General features: G+C 59.8%; 9 protein-coding genes. 5 read left to right on the top strand and 4 right to left on the bottom strand.

What is annotated here, in order from left to right; genetic code table 11:
- Positions 1 to 54 precede the first annotated feature (54 nt).
- Complete coding sequence (locus AC07N4_RS08200) at positions 55 to 1,311, bottom strand: OprD family porin (RefSeq protein ID WP_493065404.1); 1,257 nt, start codon at positions 1,309 to 1,311, stop codon at positions 55 to 57.
- Between the two features lie 586 nt (positions 1,312 to 1,897).
- Between AC07N4_RS08200 and AC07N4_RS08195 the strand changes: the two genes are divergently transcribed.
- The 4 genes from AC07N4_RS08195 (at position 1,898) to AC07N4_RS08180 (ending at position 5,875) form a co-directional block, all read left to right on the top strand.
- Entirely contained in the window at positions 1,898 to 2,158 is a 261-nt protein-coding gene (locus tag AC07N4_RS08195) for an Os1348 family RiPP precursor (RefSeq protein ID WP_096819482.1), read from the top strand.
- A 99-nt stretch (positions 2,159 to 2,257) separates the two neighbouring features.
- Positions 2,258 to 2,734 carry a GNAT family N-acetyltransferase gene (locus AC07N4_RS08190; RefSeq protein WP_493065405.1) on the top strand — a complete coding sequence of 159 codons (477 nt, stop codon included), beginning with the start codon at positions 2,258 to 2,260 and terminating at the stop codon, positions 2,732 to 2,734.
- Positions 2,735 to 2,749: 15 nt separating this feature from the next.
- Complete coding sequence (locus AC07N4_RS08185) at positions 2,750 to 3,910, top strand: aKG-HExxH-type peptide beta-hydroxylase (protein WP_493065406.1); 1,161 nt, start codon at positions 2,750 to 2,752, stop codon at positions 3,908 to 3,910.
- Positions 3,911 to 3,925: 15 nt separating this feature from the next.
- Positions 3,926 to 5,875, top strand: a complete 1,950-nt coding sequence (locus AC07N4_RS08180) for a multinuclear nonheme iron-dependent oxidase (protein ID WP_493065407.1) — start codon at positions 3,926 to 3,928, stop codon at positions 5,873 to 5,875.
- A 62-nt stretch (positions 5,876 to 5,937) separates the two neighbouring features.
- Here AC07N4_RS08180 and emhC read toward each other — a convergent pair whose 3' ends face one another.
- Genes emhC through emhA form a run of 3 tightly spaced genes read right to left on the bottom strand, consistent with a single transcriptional unit; the run spans position 5,938 to position 11,702 of the window.
- Complete coding sequence (gene emhC / locus AC07N4_RS08175) at positions 5,938 to 7,398, bottom strand: efflux RND transporter outer membrane subunit EmhC (protein ID WP_102621469.1); 1,461 nt, start codon at positions 7,396 to 7,398, stop codon at positions 5,938 to 5,940.
- Positions 7,395 to 10,544 carry an efflux RND transporter permease subunit EmhB gene (gene emhB / locus AC07N4_RS08170; RefSeq protein WP_102621468.1) on the bottom strand — a complete coding sequence of 1,050 codons (3,150 nt, stop codon included), beginning with the start codon at positions 10,542 to 10,544 and terminating at the stop codon, positions 7,395 to 7,397. Before emhB ends, emhC begins: the two co-directional genes overlap by 4 nt.
- Before the next feature lie 3 nt (positions 10,545 to 10,547).
- A complete protein-coding gene (gene emhA, locus AC07N4_RS08165) occupies positions 10,548 to 11,702 on the bottom strand; it encodes an efflux RND transporter periplasmic adaptor subunit EmhA (RefSeq protein ID WP_085712979.1) in 1,155 nt (384 codons plus the stop codon).
- A gap of 267 nt (positions 11,703 to 11,969) precedes the next feature.
- On the opposite strand from emhA, the gene emhR reads away from it, so the two are divergent.
- The gene (emhR, locus tag AC07N4_RS08160) at positions 11,970 to 12,602 is read left to right on the top strand and encodes an efflux system transcriptional repressor EmhR (RefSeq protein WP_102621467.1); all 633 of its coding nucleotides are present in this window, start codon (positions 11,970 to 11,972) and stop codon (positions 12,600 to 12,602) included.
- Positions 12,603 to 12,847 lie beyond the last annotated feature (245 nt).

Genomic DNA, 12,847 nt, shown 5'->3' with positions numbered 1-12,847 from the left:
TCTCTACTCGGCGGCTGGCGGCGTGCCATTAATCCTGACGGATGGCACAGCGACCTAGAGCAGGCTGATCGGGTAACTGATGATCAACCGGTTCTCGTCGAACTCGTTGTTGCTGAAGTCGCGACGCATGGTCGAGTTGCGCCATCTGACGTTCAGATTCTTCAACGTGCCGCTCTGCACGGTGTAACCCAGTTCCGATTCGCGGCCCCATTCCTTGCCGTCGGTGATGGTGCCGGTGTGCACATTGTCGCCGCTGATGTAGCGGTTCATCAGGGTCAGACCGGGCACGCCGAGGGCGGCGAAGTTGTAGTCGTGGCGCAGTTGCCAGGAACGTTCCCGGGCGTTGTCGTAGCTTGAGTTGTAGCTGTCGTTGGCGAGGGTGCCGCCGCTGGTGCCGTTGACGCGCATCCAGGCGCTGTCGCCCGTGAGTTTTTGCAGGCCGACGTAGAAGGTGTTGCCGCCGTATCGCGCGGAGAACATCCCCGACCAGGTCTTGTTGTCGAGCTCGCCGGCCCGGGCGCTGCCGTCGTCCTTGCCGTAGAAGAAACCGAGGTTGGCGCCGAGGGTCCAGTCGCCCAGCGGCTGGCTGTGGATCAGATTGACGTACTGCTGGCTGTAGATGTCCTTGAGTTCGGCGTTCCACAGGCCGATCTGCGTGCGCTTGTCATTGAACGCGTATTCGCCGCCCTGAAAGTTGAAGCGGTCGGAGGTGAACGCGGCTTTGCCGAACATCGACATGTCACTCATGCTGCTGTCGTCGCGGGGGCTGTTGGCGCGGAACTGGCCGCCATACAGGGTCAGGCCGGCGATTTCCTTCGAGGTGATCTGCCCGCCGCGAAAGGTCTGCGGCAGCGAGCGGCCGTCGTCCGAACGCAGGATCGGCAGCACCGGCATCCATTCTCCGACCTTGATTTCGGTCTGGGACAGCTTGGCCTTGAACGCCACGTTGGTACGGCCGAAATTGTCCGCCGGGCGACCGTCATGATCCAGCGGCAACAGTTGCGTGCCGCCGGTGCCTTTGCCGCCATCGAGCTTCACCGAGTACAGCCCCAACACGTCCATGCCGAAACCGACGGTGCCCTGGGTGAAACCGGACTTGGCATCGAGGATAAAGCTTTGCGTCCACTCTTCGGCCTTGCCCTGAGCCTTGGTCGGGTTGGTGAAATTGCGATTGATGTAGAAGTTGCGCAGGTTCAGATCGGCCTTGGCCCCGTCGACGAAACCGGCTTCTTCGGCCACGACGGGCAAAGCGGCGCCGGCCAGTGCCAGGGCGATCAGGCTGAGTGCGTAAGGTGTTGTGGAACGTGTCATGGGCTCGGGTCTCTCTAATTGTTTGGGATGAAGCAGTTCGCAGCCGCAACCGGAGGTTGCAGACAAGAAACGGACTCGATGAAACGAAGGGCGGGATCAGCCCGAGCGGGGAGGACGCGTGGTCATGGGGATGAACCTGTTTTTATTGGTTTTGTTGGTGTGGGCAATGGTGAGGGGGATCGGCACGGGGATTCAATCGGGGTAAACAGGGTTTTGTGCGATTATCGAACGCTAATCGGCGAGGGTTTTATTTTCCGTTCTCAGCGCATTCTTAATGAAATCCCGTGTTTATGTTTCGTATTAACGAGTTGTTCCGGCGGCGTTCTATTAATGGCGATTGTGGATGTGCTTATTTCTTTAGTTGTAGGAAATTACCTACAGTAATTGTTGTAATAAGGGCTCTCTCAATCATCGCGGGTTCAACTTAATAATTGGCGTTATCGCTTATCGTGAAAAGGTTTAACGGGAAGCTGCGTTGTAACTGGCAAAGGAAACAGGCATTGCTATATTCAAAATTCTCGAAAGGGGCAGGGAGGTTTGTTGTCGCTCTCGAGAGAATTAATTATTGAAAACAAGGAGAGATAACATGCCTGCAAAAGTGAATCAGGAACGTCTCGCGACGGTGGTTGGTCGTGCCCTTATTGATAAGGACTTTGCGGAACAGTTGCACAAGGATGCTGAAGGCGCGGCCAAGGGCATTGGTGTGCACTTGAGCGCAACCGAACTGAGCGCCGTCAAGAATATTGATGTGGCAAAACTGGGCACCGCGGGGGCGGGTATTCGCGACAAACTGGGAACGGCTGCGATCTTTGACCAGCAACAACAGATTCAGGCACGGATGGACTGATGCCCGGGGGGCTGTTTGGCGTGTCGTGGAGCGGCGATCCGGCTCTGTGCGCGCCAAATGGCCCGATTGCAAAGTGCATGCACAGGGAGTGAGCGACGTATGTCTGTCACCTTGATTCCCATGGACGACGCGGACTTTGTGACGTTCACCGAAAGGGCGGTCGAAGAGTACGCCCAGGGCATGGTCGCCTCGGGAGAATGGAGCCAGGCAGAAGCCTCGCACCGATCCGCCACGGCTTTCGCGCAGTTGCTGGACAAGGGACGGCTGACCGAAAACCATCAGCTCTGGGTGATCCGGGACGACCAGCGACGCATCGGCGAGTTGTGGATCGCCCGCCGACATGTCGGCACGAAGCCGATTGCCTTCATCCTGGATATCTACATCGAGCCTGGCGAGCGCCGTCAGGGTCATGCCCGGCAATCGATGCTGGCCGCCGAAACCTGGGCGCGCCAGAACGACTGCGAGGAAATGCGTCTGCATGTGTTTGGCCGCAACCTGCCGGCACGTGGTCTTTATGAACAATTGGGCTATGACATCGCCAGTCTGACCATGGCGAAACCATTGCCGCCTGCCTGAAAGGATGGTTGAAAAATGGATATTGGAAACCACGGCGAATTTGATTCGACGGTTGATGACTTGTTTAAAGGGAACACATTTCTTGCTGATGCCAGATATTCAAGATTTGAAATATTACTTGAACATGTCAGTCGCAATCGTTTCACCATCTTCATGGTTTTATATGCCGAATTATTCAAGTTATTTTCCGGGGAGTCGCGGTGCTCGGTGTTTTTCGAACAGGCGGTGGAACTTGTATTGCTGCCACCCCGTGAGCAGGCTTCGATTATCAATGACCCGGTTTTTCAGATATGGACCGGGCAGGCGTTTCGTTTAACCAATCACTTTCTGGTCGGAAAGTCAGAGAGTACTGCCGAACTGGAAAAGACATTATTCGAGTTTCCCGAGATGCTCGACAGGGTCAAGTCCCGGAGCAAGTCGGACATGGTTCAGAACGATCCGCCGGTCTACCGGTTCGACGCCGATCCGCTGATCATGCAGGCCACGCCGCCCAGTTATGAATTCCCGGAAGACGAGGCGACCCGCAAGCGTCTGGAGCGCGGCGGTGTTTCCAGTCGGTTCTTCGCTGACGTAGTGAAGATTGCTCTGTTGCGGATCGAACACACGTGGCCGGCCTGCCGTGAACAGATGAAGTCTCTGATCAAATCCATTTGTTACCTGCCGGACGGTACCTTTCGCAGTTGTTCGGCTTCGCGCTACACCGGCGTCATCCTTCTGGCGAGCCGGGATGACTCGATTCTCGATCTTGAGGAATCCCTGGTGCATGAGGCGACTCATCAGTTGCTTTATCACGTCGTCGAGGTGTCGGCGGTCGTCGACCCCGATGCTTCGCAGGAGGCGTCATTCAGCTTGCCGTGGTCGGGCCAGAAGCGTGACCTGTATGGCTACTTTCATGCGTTTTACGTGTACATCGCGCTGGTCAAGTACATGGAACGGGTGCGGTCGCGTTCCGACGAGGAATTGCAGCGGGCGCAGAACCGTCTGCTGTTCATTCTGCGGGGGTTGATCCGGGCCTTGCCGGACCTTCAAGGCAGTGAAGATTTCACGCCCCACGGGCGCCAGTTGCTGGAAAACCTTGCCGCCGAGGTGCGGGCCATGGAGAGCAAATACTCCGGACGGCTCGCCGCTGCGGCGCCATTGACCACGACGCCACCGGTATTGGGTGCAACGGCCTGAGCCCGGGAGGCAATCATGACGATGTTTGATGCTTCGCGGTTTCCCGAGGCCGGGGTAGGGCTGGAGTATCACTTGCCCCGGCACCGGGTTGCGGATCATGCAGTCGATCCGGCCCTCGAACGGATCCTCGCCGAAGGCCTGCCGTATTTCGATTACCTGGAGTTTCAGCCGACCCACAGCATCCTCGAGCCGCGACTGCTTGAAGTCGGGGAGCAGACGCCCAGTCTGTTGCATTCCTCCAGCCTGTCTCTCGGCAGTGTAGGGATCGCGATGGATCGCGAGTTTCTGCAGATGACCCGACGGCTGTGCGACAGAACCCGATCACCCTGGCTGGCCGAGCACATTTCCTGGTCGCGGTTTCACGGCGGCGACACCCAGCACTTCATCTTGCCGACCCTGGCAGCGGAAGTGGCCGACACGGTGGTTGCCAACGCCCTTGAACTGCAAGCGCTGACCGCGACACCGCTGGTGCTGGAAAACGCGCCACGTCTGTTTTCATTGGCTGACGCCCCCGAGCAGTCGGAAGGCGAATTCATTTCAAGCGTGGTGCAGCGCAGCGGTGCGGGGTTTCTGCTGGATCTGGACAGCGCCATCACCACCGCCAAAGCGCTGGGTTACGACTTCAAGGATTACTTGCGTTCGTTGCCGCTGGATCGGCTGATTGAAATCCACACCGGGCATCCGCGTCGGGACTGGGACTTGTTGGCGCAGCTGTTTGCGGTGTCCCCGGTCAGGGCGGTGACGCTGGAGTGGGACATCGCCGACAGGGCCGACGATGCGCAACTGGAGGTCCTGATTCGCGACATCAAACGCCTCAAGCCCAGGGATATGTTCTGGCAGGGCCGCGAGCCGCCGCCAGCGCCGGACACTCCGGCCCTCGAGCCCGGCTCGTTGCTCAAACTCAGGGAAAGCGTGTGGTTCAGTGTCGGGTCTTCATCCTTTGTGCTGCGGGATCGGCAGTCGGGCCTGAGTCTGGACTTCTGTCTGACGTTGCTGCCGTTGTTGAACCACTTCATGACCCCGCATTCGCTTGAGAGTGCGCTGATGCTGCCGGGCGTCTTGAATAGCCCGGAGCAGGGCAGTCATCTGGCTTTTTTGCAGGCGCTGGTGAGTCACGGGATTGTGCAGTCTGCCGCAGGTCCGCGGGACAGGGTGCACAGGCAACCGCTCAAGCTCTGGTCGCGCTGGGAGGCTGCGCTGGAGTTTTACCTCAGCACCCGCACCGGTTTGCAGACGCCCTACGTCAGCGTCGTCGAGCTTGAGGCCGAGCTTGAACAGAAGGCTTCGCAGCAGCGTCAGCCGTCATCCTTCAAGGACTATCACTCTCATCCTTTCATTGCCCTGGAAAACCCACTGCTGGTGCCCGGCGAGACCCTCGCCGAAACGACACTGCTTGATTCGCTGTGCGCCCGGCGTACGTCTCGGGCGTTCAGCGGCAAGCCGTTGACCCCGACGCAATTGTCCTTGCTGCTCTATTACACCTGGGGCGTGACGGCGATGGAGCCGAACGGCATGGGTGACTATTTTCTGAAGAAAACCTCGCCCTCCGGCGGCTCGCTGCAAGCCACCGAGGTGTATGCGGTGCTGATGAATGTGCAGGGTTTCGAGCGGGGGCTTTATCACTACTCCGTACGTCGTCACGGATTGGAGTTGCTGTCGCGGGAAGATCCTAGAACCTGGATCAGCGAGGCCAGTGGCGGGCAACCCTGGGTGAAGGACGCGGCCGCGGTGTTCGTGTCCACCGCGCGGGTCGAGCGGTTGTCCTGGAAGTACGAGTTCAGCCGGGCGCTGCGGGTAGCGCTGATGGATGCCGGACACCTGAGCCAGACGTTTTCACTGGTGGCCACCGCGCTGAACCTCGGGTGTTTCACCACGGCGGCCCTGCGCGATGAAATGTTCGAAAACCGCCTGGGGCTCGATTATCTGGAAGAACCGGTGTTTCTGCTCAACGGTGTCGGCGGCTGAAGGCGTTGCGCAGACAACAAAAAGCCCACCGAATGGTGGGCTTTTTGTTTATCGCGAGACGATCAGAACAACTTCATCTTCGGCGCTTCTTCTTTCAGCGGCTCGTTCTGCGCTGTTTGCGCATTCCAGCCACCACCCAGTGCCTTGTACAGGTTGACCGCACTGGTCAGCTGCGCGAGGCGGTCGGTGATCAGGGCCTGTTGGGCGCTGAACAGCTGACGCTGGGCATCGAGGAAGGTCAGGTTGCTGTCGACGCCGATGCGGTAGCGACGCTCGGCCAGACGGTAGTAATCCTGGTTGGCCTGAACGAAGTCACGCTGCGCCTGCAACTGCTCGGTGTAGGTCTGGCGCGCGGCCAGGCCGTCGGCGACTTCCTGGAAGGCCGTTTGAATGGACTTCTCGTAGTTCGCCACGCCAATGTCCTTCTGGATCTTGGCGTAGTCGAGGCTGGCGCGCAGGCTGCCGGCGTTGAAGATCGGCAGGTTGATCTGCGGCTGGAACAGCCACGTGCCCGAACCGCCCTTGAACAGGCCGGACAGGTCCGGGCTCAGGCTGCCCGCGTTGGCGGTCAGGCTGATGCTCGGGAAGAACGCTGCACGGGCCGCGCCGATGTTGGCGTTGGCGGCCTTCAGGTTGTACTCGGCCTGAAGGATGTCCGGACGACGTTGCAGCAGATCCGACGGCAGACCGGCCGGCACATCGCTGAGCAGGTCATCCGACAGCGGTTTGGCCGCTTGCAGGTTGGCCGGCACGCCGGTGCCGAGCAGCAGGGTCAGGCTGTTTTCGTCCTGAGCCACCTGGCGGGTGTAGCGCGCCAGTTGTGCACGGGCGTTTTCAACCGAGGTGCGCGACTGCGCCAGGTCCAGCGCCGAAGCCACACCGACTTCGTTGCTGCGGCTGGTCAGCTTGTAGCTTTCCTCGAAGGCACCGAGGGTGTCCTGAGTCAGCTTCAGCAGTTCCTTGTCGGCCTGCCAGGTCAGGTAGGCGTTGGCCACGCTGGCCACCAGGCTGATCTGGGTGCTGCGGCGCGCTTCTTCGGTGGCGAAGTATTGTTGCAGCGCTTGTTCGCTCAGGCTGCGAACCCGACCGAACAGATCGAGTTCGTAGGCGCTGATGCCGACGGTGGCGGTGTACGAACTGGTGATGTTCGCTTCACCGGTCTGCGACGCACGGGCCGGAACCCGCTGACGGCTGCCGCTGGCATTGGCCGACACCGCCGGGAACAGGTCGGCACGCTGGATGCGGTACTGAGCGGCATAGGCGTCGATGTTCAGCGCCGCGACACGCAGGTCGCGGTTGTTTTCCAGGGCGACCTGGATCAGCTGTTGCAGGGCAGGGTCATGGAAAAACTGCTTCCAGCCTTGCTCGGCAGCGGCCTGCGCCGGTGCCTGGGCCGGCGAGTACGCCGGGCCCTGCGGGAATTGCGCAGCCACCGGTGCTTGCGGCTGCTGATAATCCGGTATCAGCGAGCAACCGCTCAGCACGAAGGCGGCGACTGCGATGGAGAGTAGCGACTTGCTCATTGGCCAGCCTCTTTAGGAGTTTCTATGGCGTCATCCTTGCCGGCGTTTTTGCGCTGGCCCATGGACGACACAGTGACGAAGAACAGTGGGACCCAGAAAATCGCCAGGATCGTGGCCGTGAGCATACCGCCAATCACGCCGGTACCGATCGCGTGTTGACTGCCCGAGCCTGCGCCGGTGGAGATCGCCAACGGTACAACACCGAGGACGAAGGCCAGCGACGTCATGATGATCGGTCGCAGACGCATGCGGCAGGCTTCGATCGCTGCATCGCGCAGACTGCGCCCTTGCTCGTGCAGCTCCTTGGCGAATTCGACGATCAGAATGGCGTTTTTAGCCGCCAGACCGATGGTCGTCAACAGACCTACCTGGAAGTACACGTCGTTCGACAGGCCGCGCAGGCTGGTGGCCATCAGCGCACCGATGATCCCCAGCGGCACCACGAGCATGACCGCGATCGGAATCGACCAGCTTTCATACAACGCCGCCAGACACAGGAACACCATCAGCAGCGACAGAGCGTACAGCGCTGGCGCTTGCGAGCCGGACAGACGTTCCTCGTAGGACAGACCGGTCCAGGAGATACCGACACCTGGCGGCAGCTTGGCGGCAATCGCTTCGACTTCGGCCATCGCTTCACCGGTCGAGTAGCCCGGCGCCGGAGAACCGAGGATCTCCATCGCTTCTACACCGTTGTAGCGCGCCAGTTTCGGCGAACCGTAGATCCACTCGCCCTTGGCGAACGCGGAGAACGGAACCATGGTGCCGGCGCTGTTGCGCACGTACCACTTCTTCAAGTCTTCAGGGCTCATGCGAGCACCGGCCTGACCTTGTACGTAAACCTTCTTCACACGACCGCGGTCGATGAAGTCGTTGACGTAGCTACTACCGAAGGAGATCGACAGGGTGCTGTTGATGTCGGAAAGGCTCAAGCCCAGGGCACGGGCCTTCTCGTCGTCGATTTCCAGATGGTATTGCGGCTCGTCGTTCAGGCCGTTCGGACGGACCTGGTAGAGCACCTTGCTCTGCGCGGCCATGCCGAGGAACTGGTTACGGGCTTCCATCAACTTGTCGTGACCGATACCGGCGCGGTCCTGCAGGAACACGTCGAAACCGGTGGCGTTACCCAACTCCAGTACGGCCGGCGGGGCGAAGGCAAACACCATCGCATCGCGGAAGCTGAAGAAGTGCTGCTGGGCACGCTGGGCCAGGGCAAACACGCTGTTGTTCGCGTCACGCTCGTGCCATGGCTTGAGCATGATGAACGCCAGACCCGAGCTCTGGCCGCGACCGGCGAAGTTGAAGCCGTTCACGGTGAACACCGAGGCTACCGAACTGGATTCTTTATCCAGCAGGTAGGTACGCATTTCATCGATCACCACCTGCGTGCGTTCGGCACTGGAACCGGCAGGCGTCTGTACCTGGGCGAACAGTACGCCCTGGTCTTCTTCCGGCAGGAACGCGGTCGGAATGCGGGTGAACAGCCAGATCATGCCGACCACGATCAGAATGTAGGCCAGCAGGTACGGCGCCTTGCGCTGCAGGATGTTGCCGACACCGCGCTCGTAGCTGCGAACGCTACGGTCGAAGTTGCGGTTGAACCAGCCGAAGAAGCCGCGTTTCGGCGTGCCGTGCTCGCCTTTCGGAATCGCCTTGAGCATGGTGGCGCAGAGTGCCGGGGTGAAGATCAGCGCGACCATTACCGACAGGGCCATGGCCGAGACGATGGTGATCGAGAACTGACGGTAGATCACACCGGTGGAACCGCTGAAGAACGCCATCGGCAGCAGTACCGCCGAGAGCACGAGGGCGATACCGACCAGTGCGCCCTGGATCTGGCCCATGGACTTCTTGGTCGCTTCCTTCGGTGACAGGCCTTCTTCGGCCATCACCCGCTCGACGTTTTCCACCACGACGATGGCGTCGTCCACCAGCAAGCCGATGGCCAGCACCATACCGAACATGGTCAGGGTGTTGATGCTGAAACCGGCGGCCGCGAGGATGCCGAACGTACCGAGCAATACCACCGGCACGGTCATCGTGGTGATGACAGTGGCGCGGAAGTTCTGCAGGAACAGGAACATCACCAGGAACACCAGCGCGATCGCTTCGACCAGGGTTTCAACCACACCCTTGATCGATTCGGTCACCACCGGGGTGGTGTCGTACGGGAACACCACTTCCATGCCTTGCGGGAAGAACGGCTTGAGGTCGTCAATCGTCTTGCGCAGGGCCTTGGCGGTGTCGAGGGCGTTGGCACCGTTGGCCAGTTTCACCGCCAGACCGGAAGCCGGTTTGCCGTTGAACTGCGCCGCGATACTGGAGTTCTCACCACCCAAGCCGACGTCGGCAACATCGCCGACACGCACTTGCGAGCCATCCTGGTTGACCTTCAGCAGAATCGCCTTGAACTGCTCGGCAGTCTGCAGGCGGGTCTTGCCGATGATCGTGGCGTTCAGTTGCTGGCCTGGCAGCGCCGGCAGACCGCCGAGCTGACCGGAGGAAATCTGCACGTTCTGCGCCGAGATCGCGGCGCTGACATCGGCCGGGGTCAGGTTGTACTTGTTCAGCTTGGCCGGGTCGAGCCAGATGCGCATCGCGTACTGGGCACCGAAGACCTGGAAGTCACCGACACCGGCAGTCCGGGAGATCGGGTCCTGCATGTTCGACACGATGTAGTTGGACAGGTCGTCCTTGGACATGCTGCCGTCACGCGATACCACGCCGATTACCAGCAGGAAGTTCTTCACTGCCTTGGTCACGCGGATACCCTGTTGCTGCACTTCCTGCGGCAACAGCGGGGTGGCCAGGTTCAGCTTGTTCTGGACCTGGACCTGCGCGGTGTCGGAGTTGGTGCCTTGCTCGAAGGTCGCGGTGATGGTCATGCTGCCGTCGGAGTTACTTTCCGACGACACATAACGCAGGTTGTCGATACCGTTGAGCTGTTGCTCGATCACCTGCACCACGGTGTCCTGAACCGTTTGTGCCGAAGCACCCGGGTAGGTCACGGAAATCGCAATGGCCGGTGGCGCAATGCTCGGGTACTGGTTGATCGGCAACTTGAGGATCGATAGAGCCCCGACCAGCATGATCACCAGGGCAATTACCCAGGCGAAAATCGGACGGTCGATAAAAAATTTCGACATGAGTTACTCCCCTTTGCCGCCGTAGGCTTTGTCAGCTGCCTTGGCGGGTGCCGGGTTCTTGGCTACGTTGGTCGCTTCGGTCGGATTGACCTGAACACCAGGGCGGACGAATTGCAGCCCTTCGGTGATCAGGCGATCGCCGGCTTTCAGGCCGTCTTCGATCAGCCACTGGCTGCCGACGGTACGGCTGGCCTTGAGCTGACGCAGTTCGACCTTGTTGTCCGCACCGACGACCAGCGCGGTCGGCGTGCCCTTGAGGTCACGGGTCACGCCTTGTTGCGGCGCCAGGATGGCGGCGGCGTTGACACCGGCCTGCAGCTGGGCGCGAACGAACATGCCTGGCAACAGAGTGTGATCCGGGTTCGGGAACACGGCGCGCAGGGTCACGGAGCCGGTGGTCGGGTCGACCGACACTTCGGAGAACTCCAGCTTACCGTCGAGCTTGTACTGGCTGCCGTCTTCCAGGGTCAGCTTGACCGCTGCGGCATTGTCGCCGGCCTTCTGCAGGCGGCCGCTTTCCAGTTCGCGGCGCAGCTCCAGCAATTCGACCGAAGACTGCGTGACGTCGACGTAGATCGGGTCCAGTTGCTGGATGGTTGCCATCGCATCGGCCTGGCCACTGCTGACCAGTGCGCCTTCGGTCACCGAAGAACGACCGATACGCCCGGAGATCGGCGCGTAGACCTTGGTGTAACGCACGTTGATCTGCGCGCTCTGCAACGAAGCTTCCGATTGCAGGCGGTTGGACACGGCAGTGTCGTACTCCTGACGGCTCACGGCCTGCTCGTCGACCAGTTGCTTGTAGCGGTCGGAGATCGACTTGGTCGAACGCAGGTTGGCTTCGGCGCTTTTCAGGGTCGCTTCATAGACCGACGGATCGATCTGATACAGCTGCTGGCCGGCTTTGACATCGCCGCCTTCCTTGAACAGACGCTTGAGAATGATGCCGTTGACCTGCGGACGGACTTCAGCAATGCGGAACGCACTGGTGCGCCCCGGCAGTTCCGACGTGAGGGTAAAGGCCTGTGGTTGCAGGGTGACGACGCCGACCTGAGGAGGTGGTGCGGCGGGAGCCGCCTCTTCCTTTTTACATCCGCTGAGCAGCGATGCCAGGGCGACGGCAGTGACCAGAGCGGTAACAGCTGGCTTGAATTGCATGAAGATCCTCGGGTCAGGCGCGCGAAAAGCGCACAAGAAGTGTGGAAGGGTAAAAATAGGGTACCGGGTGGATAAGTAGCTTGCTAAGGAATATACTTACGTTCATGGTTGTTTGTAAATACCTTTGCCGCGTACCCACCTGGTTACAAAAGTCGTCGCAAGGTCTGAAATTGTAGGCCGGGGGAGTCGATCCGCGAGAGATCCACCCCTTTTTATTCAGCGGATATTCAGCCATCCCTGAAACATCCTGTTTGAGGTTTTACTGCCATGGTCCGTCGTACCAAAGAGGAAGCTCAAGAGACACGAAGCCAGATACTCGAAGCGGCCGAGAAAGCTTTTTATGAGCGGGGCGTTGCGCGCACGACGCTGGCGGACATCGCGACGATGGCCGGCGTGACGCGTGGCGCCATCTACTGGCACTTCAGCAACAAGGCCGACTTGTTGCAGGCGATGCTCGATACGCTGCATGAACCGCTGGACGAGCTGGCCAAGGCCAGCGAAAGCGAGGACGAGCCAGACCCGCTGGGCTGCATGCGCAAATTGCTGATTCATTTGTTTCATCAAGTTGCGCTGGACCCGAAAACCCGGCGTATCAACGAAATTCTGTTTCATAAGTGCGAGTTCACCGATGAAATGTGCGACCTGCGCCAACAGCGTCGGACGGCCAGCCTCGATTGCAATGTGCGGATCGCGCTGACGTTGAGTAATGCAGTCAATCGTGGGCAGTTGCCGCAAGACCTCGACACCGCCCGCGCGGCCATCAGCATTCACGCCTTTATCGATGGCATCCTGTATCAATGGCTGCTGGCCCCGGACAGTTTCGAGCTGTATGCCGAAGCCGAGCGCTGGGTCGATACAGGGCTGGATATGCTGCGCTGGAGCCCCAGCCTGCGCAAATGAAACAAAATGCGTATTTGGATCAGGTTATGTCAACGAAGGAGGCGGATGAAGATCCCTGTTCGTTCGCCTCGCCGCAGTGGATTGCTTTTATATACCTCAACCCATCGAGTTGATACGTAGCGAACTACGTATTTTGTAGGGATTTTGTGTCGAGCCTGTGAACGAATGTGAGCGGCCCACCTGTCCCGCGACCATGAAAAAGCCCCCGATTCTCACGAGTCGAGGGCTTTTTGCGTTTCTGCAGT

Source organism: Pseudomonas sp. GW821-FHT09E04 (genome assembly GCF_059416185.1).
The sequence above is the reverse complement of the archived record's forward strand: the minus strand, read 5'-3'. Positions and strand labels throughout refer to the sequence as shown.

Excerpts from the sequence above, each read along its gene's own strand:
- AC07N4_RS08180 (WP_493065407.1), top strand. The coding sequence starts at position 3,926 with ATGACGATGTTTGATGCTTCGCGGTTTCCCGAGGCCGGGGTAGGGCTG.
- emhR (WP_102621467.1), top strand. The coding sequence starts at position 11,970 with ATGGTCCGTCGTACCAAAGAGGAAGCTCAAGAGACACGAAGCCAGATA.
- emhC (WP_102621469.1), bottom strand. The coding sequence starts at position 7,398 with ATGAGCAAGTCGCTACTCTCCATCGCAGTCGCCGCCTTCGTGCTGAGC.
- AC07N4_RS08185 (WP_493065406.1), top strand. The coding sequence starts at position 2,750 with ATGGATATTGGAAACCACGGCGAATTTGATTCGACGGTTGATGACTTG.
- AC07N4_RS08190 (WP_493065405.1), top strand. The coding sequence starts at position 2,258 with ATGTCTGTCACCTTGATTCCCATGGACGACGCGGACTTTGTGACGTTC.
- emhB (WP_102621468.1), bottom strand. The coding sequence starts at position 10,544 with ATGTCGAAATTTTTTATCGACCGTCCGATTTTCGCCTGGGTAATTGCC.
- AC07N4_RS08195 (WP_096819482.1), top strand. The coding sequence starts at position 1,898 with ATGCCTGCAAAAGTGAATCAGGAACGTCTCGCGACGGTGGTTGGTCGT.
- AC07N4_RS08200 (WP_493065404.1), bottom strand. The coding sequence starts at position 1,311 with ATGACACGTTCCACAACACCTTACGCACTCAGCCTGATCGCCCTGGCA.
- emhA (WP_085712979.1), bottom strand. The coding sequence starts at position 11,702 with ATGCAATTCAAGCCAGCTGTTACCGCTCTGGTCACTGCCGTCGCCCTG.